This is a genomic window from Ruegeria sp. R14_0, from assembly GCF_017743975.1.
Lineage (GTDB): Bacteria > Pseudomonadota > Alphaproteobacteria > Rhodobacterales > Rhodobacteraceae > Ruegeria.
This window is the reverse complement of sequence record NZ_JAGHRC010000001.1, coordinates 869,637-888,707: the sequence shown is the minus strand read 5'-3', so window position 1 is coordinate 888,707 and position 19,071 is coordinate 869,637. Positions and strand designations below refer to the sequence as shown.

18 protein-coding genes are annotated in these 19,071 nt (G+C 58.3%); 6 read left to right on the top strand and 12 right to left on the bottom strand.

Translation table 11 applies throughout. From position 1 onward, the window contains the following. Window positions 1–13: 13 nt before the first annotated feature. From J7416_RS04325 to J7416_RS04290, 8 genes are all read right to left on the bottom strand, one after another. The gene (locus J7416_RS04325) at window positions 14–1,234 is read right to left on the bottom strand and encodes a cysteine desulfurase (RefSeq protein WP_209223393.1); all 1,221 of its coding nucleotides are present in this window, start codon (window positions 1,232–1,234) and stop codon (window positions 14–16) included. 11 nt (window positions 1,235–1,245) lie between these two features. Continuing rightward, window positions 1,246–1,812, bottom strand: a complete 567-nt coding sequence (locus tag J7416_RS04320) for a Yip1 family protein (RefSeq protein WP_209223392.1) — start codon at window positions 1,810–1,812, stop codon at window positions 1,246–1,248. Next, window positions 1,809–2,294, bottom strand: coding sequence for a YIP1 family protein (locus tag J7416_RS04315; RefSeq protein WP_209223390.1), 486 nt, complete (start codon window positions 2,292–2,294; stop codon window positions 1,809–1,811). The genes J7416_RS04320 and J7416_RS04315 overlap by 4 nt, the downstream gene beginning before the upstream one ends. Further along, window positions 2,294–3,574: a Fe-S cluster assembly protein SufD gene (gene sufD, locus J7416_RS04310; protein ID WP_209223388.1), complete on the bottom strand. Its 1,281-nt coding sequence runs from the start codon at window positions 3,572–3,574 to the stop codon at window positions 2,294–2,296. Before sufD ends, J7416_RS04315 begins: the two co-directional genes overlap by 1 nt. Next, on the bottom strand, window positions 3,574–4,329 hold the full coding sequence (gene sufC, locus J7416_RS04305) for a Fe-S cluster assembly ATPase SufC (RefSeq protein WP_209223386.1): 756 nt from the start codon (window positions 4,327–4,329) through the stop codon (window positions 3,574–3,576). The genes sufD and sufC overlap by 1 nt, the downstream gene beginning before the upstream one ends. 71 nt (window positions 4,330–4,400) lie before the next feature. Next, complete coding sequence (sufB, locus tag J7416_RS04300; RefSeq protein WP_209223384.1) at window positions 4,401–5,921, bottom strand: Fe-S cluster assembly protein SufB; 1,521 nt, start codon at window positions 5,919–5,921, stop codon at window positions 4,401–4,403. Window positions 5,922–5,939: 18 nt separating this feature from the next. Then, window positions 5,940–6,983: a cysteine desulfurase family protein gene (locus tag J7416_RS04295; protein WP_209223382.1), complete on the bottom strand. Its 1,044-nt coding sequence runs from the start codon at window positions 6,981–6,983 to the stop codon at window positions 5,940–5,942. Between the two features lie 51 nt (window positions 6,984–7,034). After that, window positions 7,035–7,493: an Rrf2 family transcriptional regulator gene (locus J7416_RS04290; protein WP_209223380.1), complete on the bottom strand. Its 459-nt coding sequence runs from the start codon at window positions 7,491–7,493 to the stop codon at window positions 7,035–7,037. Between the two features lie 177 nt (window positions 7,494–7,670). Here J7416_RS04290 and J7416_RS04285 point away from each other — a divergent pair, with 177 nt between their 5' ends. From J7416_RS04285 to J7416_RS04260, 6 genes are all read left to right on the top strand, one after another. Further along, on the top strand, window positions 7,671–8,324 hold the full coding sequence (locus J7416_RS04285) for an alpha/beta hydrolase (RefSeq protein WP_170424714.1): 654 nt from the start codon (window positions 7,671–7,673) through the stop codon (window positions 8,322–8,324). After that, a complete protein-coding gene (locus tag J7416_RS04280; RefSeq protein ID WP_209223378.1) occupies window positions 8,324–8,569 on the top strand; it encodes a hypothetical protein in 246 nt (81 codons plus the stop codon). Before J7416_RS04285 ends, J7416_RS04280 begins: the two co-directional genes overlap by 1 nt. After that, entirely contained in the window at window positions 8,566–9,723 is a 1,158-nt protein-coding gene (locus tag J7416_RS04275; RefSeq protein ID WP_209223376.1) for an HD domain-containing protein, read from the top strand. Before J7416_RS04280 ends, J7416_RS04275 begins: the two co-directional genes overlap by 4 nt. A 353-nt stretch (window positions 9,724–10,076) precedes the next feature. Continuing rightward, window positions 10,077–10,412: an SMR family transporter gene (locus tag J7416_RS04270; protein WP_209223822.1), complete on the top strand. Its 336-nt coding sequence runs from the start codon at window positions 10,077–10,079 to the stop codon at window positions 10,410–10,412. Between the two features lie 76 nt (window positions 10,413–10,488). Beyond that, window positions 10,489–12,306 (top strand): translational GTPase TypA, encoded by a 1,818-nt coding sequence (gene typA, locus J7416_RS04265; protein WP_209223374.1) that lies wholly within the window; start codon window positions 10,489–10,491, stop codon window positions 12,304–12,306. A 274-nt stretch (window positions 12,307–12,580) separates the two neighbouring features. Beyond that, window positions 12,581–13,573 carry a hypothetical protein gene (locus tag J7416_RS04260; RefSeq protein ID WP_209223372.1) on the top strand — a complete coding sequence of 331 codons (993 nt, stop codon included), beginning with the start codon at window positions 12,581–12,583 and terminating at the stop codon, window positions 13,571–13,573. A gap of 148 nt (window positions 13,574–13,721) precedes the next feature. Here the strand turns inward: J7416_RS04260 and J7416_RS04255 are convergent, their stop codons facing one another. The 4 genes from J7416_RS04255 to recA all read right to left on the bottom strand — a co-directional run bounded on the left by J7416_RS04255 (window position 13,722) and on the right by recA (window position 18,879). After that, window positions 13,722–14,303, bottom strand: a complete 582-nt coding sequence (locus J7416_RS04255; RefSeq protein ID WP_209223821.1) for a transglutaminase-like cysteine peptidase — start codon at window positions 14,301–14,303, stop codon at window positions 13,722–13,724. Between the two features lie 409 nt (window positions 14,304–14,712). Continuing rightward, on the bottom strand, window positions 14,713–15,000 hold the full coding sequence (locus J7416_RS04250; protein ID WP_209223370.1) for a DUF1330 domain-containing protein: 288 nt from the start codon (window positions 14,998–15,000) through the stop codon (window positions 14,713–14,715). Between the two features lies 1 nt (window position 15,001). Further along, entirely contained in the window at window positions 15,002–17,674 is a 2,673-nt protein-coding gene (alaS, locus tag J7416_RS04245) for an alanine--tRNA ligase (RefSeq protein ID WP_209223368.1), read from the bottom strand. 137 nt (window positions 17,675–17,811) lie between these two features. Beyond that, complete coding sequence (gene recA / locus J7416_RS04240; protein ID WP_209223366.1) at window positions 17,812–18,879, bottom strand: recombinase RecA; 1,068 nt, start codon at window positions 18,877–18,879, stop codon at window positions 17,812–17,814. Window positions 18,880–19,071: the final 192 nt, after the last annotated feature.

Below are 19,071 nucleotides of genomic sequence, written 5' to 3'. Positions count from 1 at the left end.
GATCGGTCAGGATTCACGCAAACAAATCATGCGCCAGTTCGAGCGCATCGATCAGTGTGTCGACCTCGTCCGTGGTGTTGTAAAGGCCAAAGCTGGCGCGGCAAGTGGCCGTGACACCGTAGAAATCCATCAGCGGCCCGGCGCAGTGGTGGCCGGCGCGCACGGCTACGCCCTTTTTGTCCAGAATGGTCGAGACATCGTGTGCGTGCCCTGCCCCATCCAGTGTGAAGCTGAAGATCGCGGCCTTGTCGGGACGTGTGCCCTGTACCTGCAGCCAGTTCAGACCCGTCAGTTTCTGCATTGCGTAGTCGCGCAGACCAGCCTCGTACGCAGCGATGTTCTCCATCCCCAGGTCCATCATATAGTCCAGAGCAACGCCCAAACCGATGGTCTGTACGATACCGGGCGTGCCGGCCTCGAACTTCATCGGTGGATCGTTGTAGATCACCTGATCCTTGCTGACCTCTTTGATCATGTCGCCGCCGCCAATGAAGGGGCGCATTTCGGCCATGCGTTCGGATTTGATGTAAATCGCGCCTGAACCGGACGGACCGTATAGCTTATGCCCGGTGATGGCGTAGAAATCGCACCCGATATCCTGCACGTTCACCGGCATATGAACCGCGCCCTGGCTGCCATCGACCAGCACCGGAACGCCCTTGGCATGAGCGCCTTCGGTGATGGCTTTGACATCAACCACCGTGCCAAGAACGTTGGAACACTGGGTAACGGCAACCAGTTTCGTCTTGGGCCCGATCGCGTCGATCACCGCCTGCGGGTCCAAACCGCCGTCTGCATCCACATCGACCCATTTCAAAACAACACCCTGCCGTTCGCGTAGAAAATGCCAGGGAACGATGTTGGCGTGATGCTCCATCACGCTCAGCACGATCTCATCCCCAGCCTGCAAGTGCGGCATTGCCCAGCCGTAGGCGACCAAATTGATCCCCTCGGTGGTGCCCGAATTCAGAACGATTTCATTCTCATCCGCGGCCCCCAGAAAACGGGCAATCGTGCCGCGGACAGATTCGTACTTTTCCGTCGCGAGGTTGGACAGGTAGTGCAGCCCGCGATGGACGTTCGAATACTCTTCGGCATAGGCGCGTGTGACCGCGTCGATCACCACCTGCGGCTTTTGTGCCGAAGCGCCGTTGTCCAGATAGGTCAGCGGCTTGCCATTCACCTCCCGTGACAGGATCGGAAAGTCTGAGCGAATTTTCTGCACGTCATACATGGTCTTTTTCCCTATACCGGGCCGCCCGGCGTAAGTGCGAGGACAAGGGGAACTGCCAGCAAGGCAGATAACACGATGACCCCAAAGGATTTTGCAAGCGAACCGAATTGATGCGCTTCATTCAGGAAATGTAGCGTGACATAAAGGCTGATCACGGCTGTTGCCAACAAAAACATCACCATCAGGAACGGCAGAACAATCGTGATCGCCAGCGTTACCACCATCGCGGCGATCTGCAGAAATTGAAGCCAGATCGTCAACGTCAGAATGTCCTCGAACGAGGCGCGACCACCCAGGAACCGACCGACGAATAGAAACGCAGCAACGCTCAGCATCATGGTACCGGCCGAGCGCAGCAGGCCCAGAAAGATCGGCTCTGGCGGAAGAACCGGTTCCCCTTCGGGCACCGGAACCATCTGTTCAATCCCCAACTGGATTATGCCGTTCAATATGACAGCAAGGGCAAAGGCAAGCCACAGAACCTCGCGCCCCGGACGCAGCGCCAAAAGCTGGCGGGCTGCTTGGGCCGGGTTGGTCAAGGTCAGTACGGCAAGTTGGGCAATGCCTGTGGAATTCATTCTTGTTGCCTTTGCGCTTGGCTGAGACCTGCCACCCAGAACCACAGGAAGACGGCGAACCAGAGAGCTCCCACAATTGTCAGAGCGGGTCCAGAGCCGATAAATCCTGCAACAAGCCCATTTAACAGAACCAGCGGCGTCGAGGAAAGTAGCGCCCAAAACAGCGCCAGCCTTGCACCATATGATGTACCCTTACCTCCAGCCAGCCGCGCCGCGCCATAAGAGACAAAAGCCAGCAGGTAAAAAAACAGAGGCAGGATAAAGACAGTGCCCATCAATGCACCGCCCATAAGCATATCAAGCTCAAGGCCTTCGATGTGCGCGCGGCGTGCGAGGCTGGGCAATTGGGCGATGAATGCCACGACGCAGAACGCCATGACAAACACCAATGCCCTATCTTCGCGCGGACCAAGATCAAGAAGCCGGCGCACAACTCGCCCCGGCCCCCGATAGGTGGCCACGATATCCGAAGTCACAGGCATCAGCTATGCCGCGACAACCAGCCTTCGAGGCGGGTGACGATGGCTTCGGCCAGCGCCTCATCCTCGATCTCATCGACGGCCTCTGCCAAAAACGCCAGCGTCAGCATGTTGGTGGCGTCCTTCACCGGCACCCCGCGCGAGCGCAAGTAGAACAGTGCCGTCTCGTCGATCGCGCCCGAGGTCGAGCCGTGCGAACATGCAACATCGTCGGCGTAAATCTCAAGTTCCGGCTTGGCGAGGAACTGGCTGTCGTCATCCAGCAAAAGCGACTGGCTGATCTGATAGCCATCCGTCTTCTGAGCACCCTCTTTCACCAGGATCTTGCCTTGGAACACACCGGTCGCACCATTGCGCAGCACTTTCTTGAAGACCTGGCGGCTTTCGCAGTTCACCGCGTCGTGGGTAACAAACACGGTATCATCATGGTGAAAGTCACCATCGCCCACGCACGCGCCTGCGACGTGGGCCACCGCATCGTCGCCGGTCAGTTCGATGACCTGTTCATTCCGCGTCAACACTCCGTTCACAGTCAGCGTGAAGGACTTATAGGTCGATTCCTGCCCCAGACGGGTGAACATGTGTGTTGCTGCGCGGCGTTCGTGGTCCCTGCCCTGCGCGCGCACGTGATGCAACGTGCCGTTGTCGGCAATGTCGATCTCCATACACTTGTTAAAGCGCGAGGCTGCGGGGCCAGTTTCCAGGATGGTCGCCTCGGCATCGCTTTCCACACGGATAACGTGGTGCAGGATCGCGTCTGATGTCGCGGATGCGTGGCGGTAGATCAGGTTGATCGGCTTCGACGGTTTGCCCGTTACATGGATCGCAACACCATCCGACGCAAAGGCCGTGTTCAACGCAGCCAGAGGGCGCTGAACCGGTGTCTGCCCGCGCGCTTCCAGCACGCCGTACAAGTCCTTGGCCCAGTGAATGTCCTTGCAACAGATATCTTCGAGCCGGTCGATCGAAACACCTTCCATCGACAGATCGTCGGATTCATCGGCGTTAAAGACACCGTCCACGAACACGATTTTCAGACGGTCGAACTCGCTGAACACCAGCGACTCGTCATCAGCAAAAACCGCAGCCGGAGTTGCATCCGGTACCACAAGGCTGTCGGGGCGCGTGTATTTCCAATATTCGTCGCGACGACCCGGCAAACCCATTTCCAGCACGCGCGCCAGCGCATCCTCACGCGCGGCGCGGGTACACCCGGCGTCGGGCATGGTCAGCGTGGCCAACCGCGCCTCGGTCGCAGTTTGTTTAACTTCGGGCAGCGCCATCAGTTCACCTCGGCCAGAATGTCAGAGTAACCATTGTTTTCGACTTCCAGCGCCAGATCAGGCCCGCCGGTTTTCACGATCCGACCATCTGCCATGATATGCACAACATCAGGTTTGATGTGATCAAGCAGACGCTGATAGTGCGTAATGACCAGGAAACCACGGCCCTCGTCGCGCAGCGCGTTCACACCTTCGGCCACCAGCTTCATTGCATCGACGTCAAGACCCGAGTCCGTTTCGTCCAGGATGCACATCTTAGGCTCCAGCATGGCCATCTGCAGGATTTCGTTCCGCTTCTTCTCACCACCCGAGAAGCCAACGTTCACCGGACGCTTGAGCATATCCGCGTCGATCTTCAGCGATTTCGCCTTGGCGCGGACCAGTTTCAGGAAGTCGGCAGCCGACAGTTCGTCCTCGCCCCGGGCCTTGCGTTGCGCGTTCACAGCGGTCCGCAGGAAGGTCATGTTGCCAACGCCGGGAATTTCTACCGGGTATTGGAACGCCAGAAACACACCAGCTGCGGCGCGCTCTTCCGGTTCCATCTCAAGCAGGTCTTCGCCGTCCAGAGTGGCCGAGCCTTCGGTCACTTCGTAGCCGTCACGCCCCGAAAGCACATAGCTGAGCGTCGACTTCCCCGAGCCGTTCGGCCCCATGATCGCATGCACCTTGCCAGCTTCAACCGTTAGGTCCACACCTTTGAGGATTTGCTTGTCTTCTTCCTCAAGTTTCACGTGCAGGTTTTTGATTTCCAGCATTTCTTGTCCTTTAGCGTATCGCAAGAGGGCACTTGGCGCCCTGTATGTTCTGAATTCAGGGAAAGTCGGGGTTAACCCACGGATCCTTCGAGGCTGATCGCCACCAACTGCTGCGCCTCCATGGCAAATTCCATCGGCAGTGCCTGCAGGACGTCCTTGCAGAACCCGTTAACAACCAGCGCCACGGCCTCTTCCTCGTCCATTCCGCGCTGACGGCAATAGAACAGCTGATCATCGTCCACCTTCGACGTCGTCGCTTCGTGCTCGACGCGCGAGGAATTGTTACGGACCTCGATATACGGAACGGTATGCGCCCCGCATTTGTCGCCGATAAGCAAGCTGTCGCACTGGGTATAGTTCCGACTGTCTTTCGCTTTCGGGTGCATCGAGACCAGCCCACGATAGGTGTTCTGAGCCTTACCCGCGCTGATGCCTTTCGACACAATGCGCGACTTGGTGTTCTTGCCCAAGTGAACCATCTTCGTGCCGGTATCGGCCTGCTGATAGTTGTTGGTAATTGCGATCGAATAGAACTCACCCTGGCTTTCGTCACCGCGCAGGATGCAGGACGGGTACTTCCAGGTCACGGCCGAGCCAGTTTCAACCTGCGTCCACATCACCTTGGACCGGTCGCCCCGGCAATCGGCGCGTTTGGTCACAAAGTTATAGATACCGCCCTTGCCGTTCTCGTCACCGGGGAACCAGTTTTGAACAGTCGAGTACTTAACCTCGGCGTCTTCCTCAACGATGATCTCGACCACAGCTGCGTGCAACTGCGCCGTGTCGCGTTGAGGCGCGGTGCAGCCTTCCAGATAGGACACGTAAGAGCCCTTATCGGCGATGATCAGAGTGCGTTCGAACTGACCGGTGTTTTCCGCGTTGATGCGGAAATACGTGCTCAGCTCCATCGGACAGCGGACGCCCGGCGGGATATAGACAAACGACCCGTCCGAGAACACAGCCGAATTCAGCGTGGCATAGTAGTTGTCCGAAACCGGAACAACGCTGCCCAGGTACTTTTTGACCAGTTCAGGATGCTCTTTGATCGCCTCGGAAATCGAGCAGAAGATCACGCCGGCCTTTTTCAGCTCGGCCTGAAAGGTCGTGCCTACAGATACCGAGTCGAATACGGCATCCACAGCCACCTTGCGGCCTTCGGCTGGTGCATCTTCTGCGCCTTCAACGCCTGCAAGGATCATCTGTTCTTTCAAAGGGATGCCCAGCTTTTCGTATGTCGCCAACAGCTTGGGGTCGACCTCATCCAACGACTTGGGTTTTTCCTCCATCGATTTCGGACGGGCATAGTAATACTGGTCCTGAAAATCGATCGGCGGATAGTGCACCATGGCCCATTTGGGCTCTTCTTTCTGGGTCCAGCGTTCGAACGCGGCCAGGCGCCATTCGGTCATCCATTCGGGCTCTTCATTCTTTTCAGAAATCAGTCGCACGATATCCGGGTTCACGCCTTTGGGCGCGTACTCCATTTCGATATCTGTATCCCAGCCGTATTTATAGGTTCCGACCTCGCGTACCGCATCAACGGTTTCCTGATCGACACCCTCTTTTACCTGGGTCTGGTCCAAAGCGGCCATATGACACCCTCCGTCAGATCACGCAGCACGCGCGCGATGCTTCTTTTCTTTTTCAAGCCACGTTTCGGCGAAACGCAGCACGTCTTCTTCCGTAGTCCGAGGCCCCAGCGACACGCGGATTGCGCTGGCTGCTGTCACCTCATCAAATCCCATTGCGGTCAACACCGCGCTGGCCCGAACCTTGCCACTGGAACAGGCCGAGCCCGCACTGACAGCGAACCCCGCCAAATCCATCTGCATAACCTGCGTTTCCCCCTTCCAGCCCGGGGTGGCGAAACAGGTGGTATTTGGCAGGCGGTCCTGACCTTTCCCGACAAAAATAGTAGATTTAGAACCAGCCTCAAGGGCAATTTCTAGAATATTTCTAAATTCACGAACCTGTTCCCAAACGCCGTTCGACAAATCCCGTGCGGCTGCTTCAGCTGCGGCCCCGAACCCCGCGATTCCAATGACATTTTCGGTACCCGAGCGGCGACCCATCTCTTGCCCGCCACCCTTGATCATCGCAGGCAGATCCGTGCCTCGTTTCATAACAACCGCGCCAATCCCTTTCGGGCCGCCCAGTTTATGAGCAGAAATCAGCGCCATCTGCGCGCCCATCCAGTTGAAGGCCACCGGCAATTTGCCAAAAGCCTGCGTAGCGTCGGTAACCGCCAGCCCCTGCGGCAGCGACTGCACGATCCCCGTTTCCGAATTGGCCAACTGCAGAGTCGAATGCTCGGGATTGGCCACCTCGACCAAACCATTGGGCGCAGTCGGCAAGTCTTCGTCGATCCACGACCGGATCGCGTCATGTTCCACCGAGGACCCATGCAAACCTCGCCCGGCAAGTGTCAGGGCCGCGCCTTCGGTCGAGCCGGAAGTAAACACAACGTCCTCCCCATCGGCCCCAAAAGCCGCCGCGATCTGGGCGCGCGCGCGTTCAACCAGCGATTTGGCCGCCCGCCCCTCGGCATGGACGGATGAAGGGTTCCCGCACAACTCCATCGCGGCCATCATGGCCTCGCGCGCCTCCGGGCGCAGCGGAGTGGTTGCGTTATGGTCCAGATAAACGCGATTCATGGATGCATCTTTTCCTGAACACAAACGGGGCAAATCACAGCCAGCATCGGATCACTCATCCACAACAGAAAACAGACTGGGCACCGCCGGGCACGGGGCCAGGTCGTTCTTGATCACGTCCGACAAACGGGTCTGATGCAGAAACACATAGACATGCGCGCTGAGGCTTTCCCACAAACGGTTGGTCAGCGATTGTGCCCGGCTTCCCGAAGACGCCCCCGATGCACCCGCACCTTTCTGCAGCGCATCCACGGTCTCATCCACTGCAGCCAAAATCTCGACCACCCGAATCTCGGACGCAGGGCGCGCCAAGCGATACCCACCTCCCGGGCCACGTACAGATGCCACAAGCTCGGCCCGGCGCAGCTTGACAAAAAGCTGCTCCAGATAAGGGAGTGAAATGTCCTGACGCTCAGAGATTTCGCCCAGCGTCACCAAGCCCTCGGAGGGCTGTAGGGCAATGTCAGCCAATGCAACCATCGCGTAACGACCCTTCGTCGAAAGCTTCATTGTCTTTCCCTCATGGCAGGTTATACGCGAAAACATTGACGCCGCCGCCGCCAGTGCGTATCTCCGACAGGCAGCGCCTTGCGCATAGCATCACAATTAGAACCGTTCTAAAGTGCCTTACGAATACCGTCAAGTATATCGTGGCATCAGGAAGAAAAAGACAGGACCAAAGCACACATGCCCGAGGTGATTTTTCCCGGACCCGAAGGCCGCCTGGAAGGCCGCTACCACCCGCAAAAGGAAAAAGACGCACCGATCGCCATCGTGCTGCACCCGCATCCACAGTTCGGCGGGACCATGAACAACAAGGTGGTCTATAACCTGCACTATGCGTTCTACAACATGGGTTTCACTGTCCTGCGCTTTAACTTCCGTGGCGTTGGCCGCAGCCAGGGCGAATACGACCAGGGTGTGGGTGAGCTGAGCGATGCCGCCTCGGCACTGGACTACCTGCAGTCGATGAACAACAATTCCAAGCATTGCTGGGTCGCGGGTTTCTCGTTCGGTGCCTGGATCGGAATGCAGCTGCTGATGCGTCGCCCCGAGATCACCGGCTTTATCAGTGTGTCGCCCCCCGCCAACATGTACGACTTCTCGTTCCTGGCACCCTGCCCGTCCTCTGGCTTGATCATCAACGGCTCGGCCGACCGCGTGGCCCCGCCTGCGGACACCACTGCGTTGGTCAACAAACTGCATGAACAAAAAGGCATCACCATCACTCATAATGAGGTCGAAGGTGCCGATCACTTCTTCCAGGATCGTCACATGGACACGCTGATCACCGATGTCAGCGACTATGTGAAACGCCGCCTGACCGAGAACACGCGCTGATGTCAGACACCATCAACACCCTCGCCTCCAAACTGGCCGAGGACACGATGAAAGTGATGGATGAAACGGGCAACGACCGGTTCTTTGTCGAGGTGGGCGAGCTGCTGGGTGCGTCCTCTCAGACTTTGGAAGAGGCGTTCTTGACCGAAATCCGCGTGCGGATGGCAGAACGCAAAGCGCGCAAGTTCGTCATCGATACGCTGACCAAACACCGATCCCAAGTGAAAGCGATTGAAAAGAAATGACCGAAAGACTGTCCGCGCAACTTGAGTTCCTGAAACGCGCGGACAGGCTAAAGTCAGTCGATCGCGCAAACGCTCTTCTGGACCAGTCCCGATCCGAAAACGCCGCTGAACACAGCTGGCACCTTGCCCTGTGGGCTTTGGTGATGCAGCCGCTGGCGGCCGATGACGTTGATATCAACCGTGTCATTCAAATGCTGCTTTTGCATGATCTGGTCGAAATCATTGTCGGCGATCACCCCATCCATCTGGACACCGACTGGACCGCTGTCGAGCGCGCCGAACGTGCGGCCGCGGACCAATTGTTCGGCCTGCTGCCGGACGATCAGGGCGGGACTTTTCGCGCCTTGTGGGAGGAGTTCGAGGCCGACAAATCCCCGGACGCCAAGTTCGCCAAGTATCTGGACCGGTGCCAGCCGCTGTTTCAGGTTCTGTGCGCTCCGGCTCCGAATCCCCAGCATGTCGAGGTCGCGCGAGACAACCTGCGAGACGGACGCGCCGCCTATCTGGCGCACGAATTGCCAGAAGCCCACGCTTTGGCAAGCGCCCTGTTGTACGGGCAACCCGCACCAAAGACCGCCTTCTCTGAGCGCCTGCCGTTTTTGACCGAGGCAGATCAGTTGAAATCCGTCTACCGCGCCTCGCGCATTTTGTCCGGTGAGCGGTTTGAAAACTCAGCCGAACATTCCTGGCACATCATGCTTTTTGCCTGGGTGTTGGAAGAATACGCACAACCGGGCGTTTCCATGGATCGCGTCCTGCAAATGCTCTTGCTGCACGACATCGTCGAGATCGACGCCGGAGATCACCCCATCCATGGTCAGGTCGACCACGCAGCCCAAGAGGCCGAGGAACAAGCCGCGGCAGAGAGGCTTTTCGGATTACTGCCCGAGACACCGCAAAAGGCGTTCATGGCGCTCTGGCAAGAGTTCGAGGCCGCCGAGTCTGCCGATGCACGCTTTGCAAAAGCCATCGACCGGTTCCAAACGCCGATTGGCAATCTGGAAACAGGTGGCGGGTCCTGGGTGGATTTTGACGTCACATTCGCCCAGATCGAACACCGTGTTGGCACGCCGGTTCAACGCGGCGCACCAGACCTTTGGGCATGGTTGCGCCCGCAGTTGAGCAACTTTTTCACCGAAAAAACACCGGGATGAACGCGATTTAGCGCTCAACCCGGTTGGGTGACCGAATGCTGCCCCCTCTTGGTTGCATCGGTGTCAGCGGACACACTGCCCGCCAGCCAACCAAGCGTTACGATCAAAGCCGAAGCCGCAATAACGGATATTGCAAATCTGGTCACAAAAAGTACTCGCAAAAAATCACTCTAAACACGAAATAGATACCAGGCTTTTTTCTATTGAAACAGTACGGTTATCCTGACCAGTGCAGGCGTTTTCTCGTCTGGAAGCCCGTGTTTGAAATTCGTCGGCAGGCCGCGAGAATCCCCTTGCCGCCCAGCAAGAATTCGTGCTCAACCGGATACAGGAAACCCGGATTGAGAAACCCCGTGCCCAAAGCCTATTTGATACTCTTGCTGGCCGTGATCGCCGAAACGATTGGAACGACGGCGTTGCAGGCCAGCCAGCAGTTCACCCGGTTCTGGCCGTCGGTGCTGGTCGTGGTGGGTTACGGCGTTGCATTCTATCTGCTGGGTCTGACCCTGAAATACATGCCTGTCGGCATCGTTTACGCCATCTGGTCGGGTCTGGGGATCGTGTTGATCGCCATCATCGGGTTCATTGTGTTCGGTCAGCGACTGGACTGGCCTGCGGTGATCGGTTTGGCGATGATTTTGACCGGAATTCTGATCATTCACCTGTTTTCCAAGACTGCAGGCCACTGACGACCGGTTAGGGCTGGCCTATTCGGTAAATCCGCGTTATGCGCGCGGCAACTTCCCGTTCAAAGGCTGACCTCTCATGGACCTGCGCAACATCGCAATCATCGCTCACGTGGACCACGGTAAAACGACCCTGGTGGATGAGCTGCTCAAACAATCCGGCGCGTTCCGGGAAAATCAGGCCGTGGCTGAACGCGCCATGGACAGCAACGATCTGGAGCGTGAGCGCGGGATCACCATCCTGGCCAAGGCCACATCGGTCGAATGGAAAGGCACCCGCATCAACATCGTCGACACCCCCGGCCACGCCGATTTCGGTGGCGAGGTCGAGCGGATCCTGTCGATGGTGGACGGTGTTGTCCTGTTGGTAGACGCCGCCGAAGGCCCGATGCCGCAGACCAAGTTCGTGACCTCCAAAGCGTTGGCTCTGGGCCTGCGCCCCATCGTTGTCCTGAACAAAGTCGACAAGCCGGATGCCGAGCCTGACCGTGCGCTGGACGAATGCTTTGACCTGTTCGCCAATCTTGGCGCTGACGATGATCAGCTGGACTTCCCGGCGATGTACGCCTCGGGCCGCTCGGGCTGGGCTGATATGGAACTGGACGGTCCCCGCAAGGACCTGACCGCCCTGTTCGACCTGATCGTCGAGCACGTCCCTGCCCCAAAGCAGGCCGACAAGAAGGACGAACCTTTCCGCATGCTGGCCACCACGCTGGGCAGCGATCCGTTCATCGGTCGTATCCTGACGGGTCGCGTGGAAAGCGGAACACTGAAGGCAGGCGACAGCCTCAAGGCCCTGTCCCGCGACGGCACGCTGATCGAAAACTTCCGCGCGTCGAAAATCTTGGCCTTCCGTGGCCTGGCACAACAGCCCATCGATGTTGCCGAAGCAGGTGACATCGTCACCATCGCAGGTATGAGCAAGGCAACCGTGGCCGACTCGTTGGTCTCACCGCAGGTTGACGAGGCCCTGCCCGCTCAGCCCATCGACCCGCCGACCATCACCGTGACCTTCGGCATCAACGACTCGCCGCTGGCCGGTCGGGACGGGAAGAAGGTCCAGTCGCGCGTTATCCGCGATCGCCTGATGAAAGAGGCCGAATCGAACGTTGCCATCCGCATCACCGACACGCCCGGCGGCGAAGCCTTTGAGGTGGCCGGTCGTGGTGAACTCCAGATGGGCGTTCTGATCGAAAACATGCGCCGCGAAGGGTTCGAACTGAGCATCTCGCGCCCGCAGGTTCTGTTCCGCGAGGAAGACGGCCAGCGCATGGAGCCTATCGAAGAAGTCACCATCGACGTGGACGATGAATACTCGGGCTCGGTGATTGAAAAAATCACCGGCGCACGCAAGGGCGAGCTGGCAGAAATGCGCCCCGCAGGTGCAGGCAAGACCCGTATCATCGCCCATGTCCCGTCGCGTGGCCTGATCGGTTATCACGGTGAGTTTCTGACGGATACACGTGGCACCGGTGTTCTGAACCGCGTTTTCCACGGCTGGGCGGCCCATAAAGGTCCAATCCCAGGCCGTCGCGCGGGCGTTCTGATCTCGATGGAGAACGGACAGGCCGTCGCGTATGCGCTGTGGAACCTGGAAGAGCGTGGCCGGATGTTCGTCGCCCCGCAAACCGACGTGTATCAGGGCATGGTGATCGGTGAGCACTCGCGCGACAACGACCTGGAAGTAAACCCGCTGAAAGGCAAAAAGCTGACAAACGTGCGTGCCAGCGGATCGGATGACGCCGTGCGCCTGACACCGCATGTTCAGTTCTCGCTGGAAGAAGCGATTGCCTATATCGACGATGATGAACTGGTTGAGGTCACGCCAAACGCCATTCGTCTGCGCAAACGTTTCCTGGATCCGCATGAGCGGAAACGGATGGCAAAGTCAGCTTAAGCGTCTCAGCCTCACTGTTTCTCCACGGGGAACAATGGGCCCAATGTGACATTTTTGCTTCCATTTTGACTATTTTAGCTTCAAATGAGCCCGTTGCTCCAACGGGCTTTTTTGTTGTTTTTCATACAGTTTCGCCAATAGGTTGCATGTTTCTTCACCTTGGGTAGTGACAGCGCAAAGAAAAATGAGGCAGGATACGGCTGTATTTTTGTCAATTCTGTGGCACAATTACTTAGTTCTAAGGTGTAAGTAATGAGTTTAAAGGAGTAGCGCTATGCGCGTAAGGTCCCGTTTATATTCGTTTGTATTTGTATCCGCGACATTCCCATTTATGGCAACTGGCGCGGCATATGCGGCAGAAACCTGTAACGTCAAAACAGCCCGTCAATCCGTATCCACTGAAACGCTTTGTGGTTGCAAAGTGGTCGATAAGCGGATGTTGCGGTACATCCAACGTCGCGCTGACTTTGAGGATATTCTGGCCCGCACCTCTGAGGCCTGCCCTCTTTTCGCGGCAGTTTTGACCGATATCCCAACCGCAACTGTTCGAAACGATACGCGCAACGACGATAACGATAACAATGGCTCAGCAAGTGGTGCCAGCGCGTCGGCCGGCGGAAGCAATGGCTCTGGTGGAAGCGGCGCAACCACAACCCGTGGCGAAACTCGTGACGGCGATGGCGGCGGCAACGGCGGATCCGGAGGCGGCGACGGCGGTTCTGGTGGTGGCGACGGCGGTTCTGGCGGCGGCGGCGGTGGTGGTAACACCGGCGGCGGCAGCGGCGGCTCCGGTGGCGGCACTGGCGGCAGCAACGGCGGCGGCAGCAATGGCAGCGGCGGCAGCAACGGTGGCGCAGACAACAACAGCGGCGGCGGCAGCGGCGGCAGCAATGGCGGCGGCAACTCCAACAGCGGCGACGGTAACGGCGGCAGCAACGGCGGCGGCAATTCCAACAGCGGCGACGGTAACGGCGGCAGCAACGGCGGCGGCAACTCCAACAGCGGCGACGGTAACGGCGGCAGCAATGGCGGCGGCAACTCTGACAGCGGCAGCGGCAACGGCGGCGACAACAACGGCGGCGACGGTGGCGGCAGCGATGGCAGCGGCGGCGGTGATGGCGGCGGCGGCAGCGACGGCAGCGGCGGCGGCGATGGCGGCGGCGGCAGCGATGGCAGCGGCGGCGGTGATGGCGGCGGCGGCAGCGACGGCAGCGGCGGCGGCGGTTCAGCCGGTGGCGGCAGCGACGGAAGCGGCGGCACGCTGTAACGAACCCGCATACACCGCAGCCTGAGCGCGCAAGGTCAGGCTGGGTTGTGAAACAGGTTCAGTAAAGCCGTAAATACGACAGCTGAAAAAATCAGGGGCGACCAGGTGGTCGCCCCTTGTTACCATATCTAAAAAAAGATCAGAGCGATCAGCTTCGGCCGTAAACACCAACCCAATTACTTGGTTTACGAGGGTCTTGCATCCGAAGGAACAGATAGCGCGTCGCTGACCAGGGCTTGATCCGATTCGTCAGATTGTCCAACACCAGATCCCCCGAGGCCGAGCGATAGACCAAAACCGCATGCGCGTTGCGCTTCGTATCCAGCACAGTTGCGATCAGCAACTTGCTTGGATCAACGCCAGCCCGGATGAGATCACGTTTTTTCAACAACGCAAAATCTTCGCAATCGCCACCACGCGAGGTCGGCAAAGCCCACCGCTCGCTTGTACGGTATTGCACCTGATCCGTCACCGCACGCGTCGTCGCGTTGACCTGCCGGTTGATGCGCTGAATGATCTGCATTTCTTGCTGCGACGTCATGCGCGCCGATGCCTTGCTTGAGCAAGCCCAAGCGTATTGGCGACACAGTTGGCGTGCCCCTGATGGCGGAGGAGACGACGCAACTGTGCGAATGAAGTTGCCTTCACTCGCCTCAACTGCAGATCCGGCAAACACCGCCCCGCACACCAAAGCAGTAATCCCCACTGCCCGACCTGAATATGTAACCATCCGCCCAACAGCGGCCCTGAGTCCGATATCCAACGATTTCATGCCTGTACCTCGATCCCTGTCTACTCGGTCGATTGGCGACAAACGGGACCGTATTCGATTAGAACCAACTAACGGTAAACGGTAGCGCTTGTACAATCTGAGGCGACGCTGCAGGGGAAAAAGGGCGGAAATTCGTCACTCAATATGACCATTTCGCGCAAGAATTGCGGGCATGCCGCCACAATCTGGACGGGAATACATCTTATCGCCCACAAAAAATTTTATTAAGGCTCTGGAATCACGACGATTCAGGCAACGCCTAAAGCTGCCACAATACGACATCTTCAAATCGTGATATGTTCGGCTGAAATCCGCCCATCACGCGATATGACAGGCGGATTTTCTGCTCATCAGCCCATTGCGAGGGTTACTCGGTGATCTCAACAACCACAAGTTCACGCTCACTTGCGCCGCGAGCGTGGTCCAGAGCCTGCTGGTATTCGGGCGAGTTGTAGCATTCGACAGCCGCTTCGACCGAAGGGAATCGGGCAATCACGTTTCGCGGGCGCTCTTTCCCTTCCAGCTGTACATATCGCGCGGCACGGGCGATGAACGCCCCGCCGTGCTTGGCGATCGCAGGGCCGGCCAGTTCTGCGTATTTCGCATAGGCGTCTGCATCAGTAACCGTTACATGCGCAATCCAGAGTGCGGCCATATTATCCTCCCAAAACCTGTTCAGCGGCTTTGATCGCCGCATCTGCGTTCGAGGCGTCTTTGCCGCCCCCTTGTGCCATGTCCGGACGACCACCGCCGCCCTTGCCCCCCAGTTCGGCGACCGCTGCGCGGACAAGATCGACCGCCGAGACCTTATCGGTCAGGTCCTCGGTGACTCCGGCCGCCACAGCAGCCTTACCGCCTGCATCCGCAATCAGCAGAACAGCACCCGAGCCCAAGCGGCTTTTGTGCTCATCGATCAGCGATGGCAGATCCTTGCCCGACACGCCGTTCAACGCCTGCGCCAGGAACTTGACGCCATTCACGTCCCGCGCGTCGGCACCACCGCCCTGCCCGGCTCCTCCGGCCATCGCCAGATCGCGACGCAGTTGCGCCACTTCGTTCTGCAGGGCCTTGCGTTCATCCAACAGCGACTTGACCCGGTCCACCACCGTGTCCGGCTGCGCCTTCAGTTCCAACGCAACCTGAGCCAGCCGATGGTCTTGCGCCGACAGATAACGGAACGCCTCATCCCCGGTCAGGGCTTCGATCCGGCGCACACCTGCGCTGCTGGCGCTGTCGCCCAGAATCACGAAGGTTCCAATATCTCCGGTCTGGCGCACATGCGTGCCCCCGCACAGCTCGATTGACCAGGTTTCACCATCCTGCCCTTTGCCGGTCGGCGCTTTGCCCATAGAAACGACGCGGACCTCATCGCCGTATTTCTCGCCGAACAGGGCCTGCGCGCCCAGCCCCCGCGCATCGTCCGGAGTCATGACCCGGGTCTCAACCGTCGAGTTCTGACGGATGAAATCGTTCACGTCTCGCTCGACCTTCTGGATTTCCTCAAGCGTCAGACCTTTGGAATGACTGAAATCAAACCGCAACCGGTCTGCCGCGTTCAGCGATCCGCGCTGTGCGACATGATCGCCCAGCGTCTCGCGCAGGGCTTCGTGCAGCAGGTGGGTCGCAGAGTGATTGGCACGGATGGCCGTGCGACGAGTATGGTCAACCTCAAGCTCGACGGCGTCACCTTTGGACAAAGCGCCCTGATCGACGGTCACCTTGTGGGCATAGATCTTACCGTCGGCGAATTTCTTGGTGTCCTCGACCCGCGCCAAGTCAACGCGTTCCTCCAGACGGCGGATTTCACCGGTGTCCCCAACCTGGCCACCAGCCTCGCCATAAAACGGCGTTTGGTTGACAACGACCCAGCCAGAGCCGCCTTTTTCGATCTTGTCGACCAGCGCACCATCCATGATCAAAGCCGCGATCTGACCTTCCGCCTTTTCGGTGTCATAGCCCAAAAAGTCGGTCGCTCCGGCACCATCCAGAACGTCGAACCATACCGCCTGATCCGCAGCCTCGCCCGATCCGGCCCAAGCCGCGCGCGCCTTGGCTTTCTGTTCTGCCATCGCGGCATCGAACCCGTCCGTATCGACCGTGCGGCCCTTTTCCCGCAGCGCGTCCTGCGTCAGGTCCAGCGGGAACCCGTATGTGTCATACAATTTGAACGCCGCATCGCCGGGCAAAGCCGCGCCATCAGGCAGGCCAGCCACTTCGTCATCCAGCAGCTTCAGACCGCGGTCGAGCGTTTGTTTGAAACGGGTTTCTTCCAGCAGCAGCGTTTCTTCGATCAATGGTTGCGCCTGACCAAGCTCGGTATATTGCGCGCCCATCAGTTGAACGAGGGTCGGCACCAGACGGTGCATAACCGGATCTTTTGCACCCAACAGATGCGCATGCCGCATGGCGCGGCGCATAATCCGGCGCAGGACATAACCGCGACCGTCATTGCTGGGCATCACCCCATCCGCAATCAGGAAGGAGGTCGAACGCAAGTGGTCCGCGATCACCCGGTGGTGCACGTTCTGGTCACCATACGGATCGACCCCGGTCGCCTCGGCCGATGCCTCGATCAGTGTTTTAAACAGATCGGTGTCATAGTTGTCATGGCTGCCTTGAAGCAGAGCGCCGATCCGTTCCAGCCCCATGCCCGTGTCGATCGACTGCATGTCGAGTTCGACCATCGAGCCGTCTTCGAACTGCTCGTTCTGCATGAAAACGATATTCCAGATCTCGATAAAGCGGTCGCCGTCTTCCTCGGCCGAACCCGGAGGGCCACCCCAGATATGGTCGCCGTGATCATAGAAGATCTCGGTGCACGGACCGCATGGGCCGGTCGGGCCCATTTGCCAGAAATTGTCGCTGGTGGCGATGCGGATGATCCGATCCTCGGGCACCCCGACCTTTTTCCAAATCTCGAATGCTTCGTCATCGGTGTGATAAACGGTGGTCAGCAGGCGGTTTTTGTCGATGCCGAATTCTTTGGTGATCAGTTCCCAGGCAAAGGGGATCGCGTCGTGCTTGAAATAGTCACCGAACGAAAAGTTGCCCAGCATTTCAAAGAACGTGTGGTGTCGCGCCGTGTAGCCAACATTATCCAGATCGTTGTGCTTACCGCCGGCGCGTACACATTTCTGCGCGGTCGTGGCGCGCTGATAATCGCGGGTTTCAACACCGGTGAAAAGGTTCTTGAACTGAACCATCCCCGAGTTCACGAACATCAAAGTCGGGTCATTGCGCGGGACCAGCGGGCTGGATGCGACCACTTCATGACCCTGTTTGGCAAAATAATTCAGAAAAGTTGAGCGGATATCGTTCAGCGTGGGCATAAGGCTCTCTCGGCGCGCAATCATTTTGTTCCGAAACGGTTTATCCCCGTCCCCAAGGATAGTCCACAGCATAGGGCGCGCAGAACGAAACAAGGCGGCCAGTTGGGCCGCCTTGTTCCTGATTTCTTACAAAGTCACTATGCCTCGAGGATGTCATCCTCTTCCGCGGCACCGGGCGGCATGTCGAAATCCAGGCCGTGGGCCGCTCGGATCTTGTCTTCGATGTCCAGCGCAATACGGCCGTTGTCACGCAGGTATTGCTTGGCATTCTCGCGCCCCTGCCCGATGCGTTCGTCGCCATAGCTGAACCATGACCCCGACTTCTCGACCACACCGGCCTTGACGCCCAGATCCAGCAGTTCGCCCATTTTGGAGATGCCTTCGCCATACATGATGTCGAATTCCACCTGTTTGAACGGTGGCGCCACCTTGTTCTTGACCACTTTGACGCGCGTTTGGTTACCGACAACCTCATCCCGATCCTTGATCGCGCCAATGCGGCGGATGTCCAGACGAACCGAGCTGTAGAACTTCAGCGCGTTACCACCGGTCGTGGTTTCGGGGCTGCCGAACATCACGCCGATCTTCATCCGAATCTGGTTGATGAAAATCACCATACAGTTCGAGCGGCTGATCGAGCCGGTCAGTTTCCGCATCGCCTGGCTCATCAAGCGGGCCTGCACGCCAACATTGCTGTCACCCATGTCGCCCTCAAGCTCGGACTTCGGTGTCAGCGCCGCAACCGAGTCGACCACGACCATGTTCACCGCGCCGGACCGCACCAGCGTATCGGTGATCTCAAGCGCTTGTTCACCTGTATCCGGCTGCGAGATCAGCAATTCATCCAGATCGACGCCCAGCTTGCGGGCATATTGCGGGTCCAGCGCGTGTTCCGCGTCGACAAACGCACAAACACCACCACGCTTTTGCTGTTCCGCGATGCAGTGCAGCGTCAGCGTCGTTTTACCCGAGCTTTCCGGCCCGTAAATCTCAACAATCCGGCCCATCGGCAGTCCGCCGATCCCCAGCGCGATGTCCAGGCCCAAAGACCCGGTCGAGCTGGCCTCGATATCCTGCTTGGCATCTTCGCCCAGCTTCATAATCGAGCCCTTGCCGAACTGCCGTTCGATTTGCGCCAGCGCGCTGTCGAGCGCCTTTTGCTTGTCTGCGTTTTTCTTGTCGCTCATTGTCAGAAGATCCGCCATTGTCCTGTCGCCTTCTCTTTTGTCACACCCTTGATCGGGCGGCAATCGCTGCTTTGTTCGCCTCTTGTTCCTTATGGGACCAAAATGAGAACATTTCAACTAAAACTTACAGAACTTACTGTTGGGCAATTGTGTTAAAGAGTCGTTTACGCCAATCTGCGCTTGTTAAATTCCTCGACAAAGGGCGACTAA

What these genes read in the sequence shown, in the direction of transcription:
- sufD (WP_209223388.1), bottom strand. Translation starts at nt 3,574, where the DNA reads ATGGCGCTGCCCGAAGTTAAACAAACTGCGACCGAGGCGCGGTTGGCC.
- sufC (WP_209223386.1), bottom strand. Translation starts at nt 4,329, where the DNA reads ATGCTGGAAATCAAAAACCTGCACGTGAAACTTGAGGAAGAAGACAAG.
- J7416_RS04325 (WP_209223393.1), bottom strand. Translation starts at nt 1,234, where the DNA reads ATGTATGACGTGCAGAAAATTCGCTCAGACTTTCCGATCCTGTCACGG.
- recA (WP_209223366.1), bottom strand. Translation starts at nt 18,879, where the DNA reads ATGGCGGATCTTCTGACAATGAGCGACAAGAAAAACGCAGACAAGCAA.
- J7416_RS04290 (WP_209223380.1), bottom strand. Translation starts at nt 7,493, where the DNA reads ATGAAGCTTTCGACGAAGGGTCGTTACGCGATGGTTGCATTGGCTGAC.
- J7416_RS04280 (WP_209223378.1), top strand. Translation starts at nt 8,324, where the DNA reads ATGTCAGACACCATCAACACCCTCGCCTCCAAACTGGCCGAGGACACG.
- J7416_RS04250 (WP_209223370.1), bottom strand. Translation starts at nt 15,000, where the DNA reads ATGGCCGCACTCTGGATTGCGCATGTAACGGTTACTGATGCAGACGCC.
- J7416_RS04285 (WP_170424714.1), top strand. Translation starts at nt 7,671, where the DNA reads ATGCCCGAGGTGATTTTTCCCGGACCCGAAGGCCGCCTGGAAGGCCGC.
- J7416_RS04295 (WP_209223382.1), bottom strand. Translation starts at nt 6,983, where the DNA reads ATGAATCGCGTTTATCTGGACCATAACGCAACCACTCCGCTGCGCCCG.
- J7416_RS04315 (WP_209223390.1), bottom strand. Translation starts at nt 2,294, where the DNA reads ATGCCTGTGACTTCGGATATCGTGGCCACCTATCGGGGGCCGGGGCGA.
- J7416_RS04260 (WP_209223372.1), top strand. Translation starts at nt 12,581, where the DNA reads ATGCGCGTAAGGTCCCGTTTATATTCGTTTGTATTTGTATCCGCGACA.
- J7416_RS04255 (WP_209223821.1), bottom strand. Translation starts at nt 14,303, where the DNA reads ATGGTTACATATTCAGGTCGGGCAGTGGGGATTACTGCTTTGGTGTGC.
- J7416_RS04320 (WP_209223392.1), bottom strand. Translation starts at nt 1,812, where the DNA reads ATGAATTCCACAGGCATTGCCCAACTTGCCGTACTGACCTTGACCAAC.
- J7416_RS04275 (WP_209223376.1), top strand. Translation starts at nt 8,566, where the DNA reads ATGACCGAAAGACTGTCCGCGCAACTTGAGTTCCTGAAACGCGCGGAC.
- sufB (WP_209223384.1), bottom strand. Translation starts at nt 5,921, where the DNA reads ATGGCCGCTTTGGACCAGACCCAGGTAAAAGAGGGTGTCGATCAGGAA.
- typA (WP_209223374.1), top strand. Translation starts at nt 10,489, where the DNA reads ATGGACCTGCGCAACATCGCAATCATCGCTCACGTGGACCACGGTAAA.
- alaS (WP_209223368.1), bottom strand. Translation starts at nt 17,674, where the DNA reads ATGCCCACGCTGAACGATATCCGCTCAACTTTTCTGAATTATTTTGCC.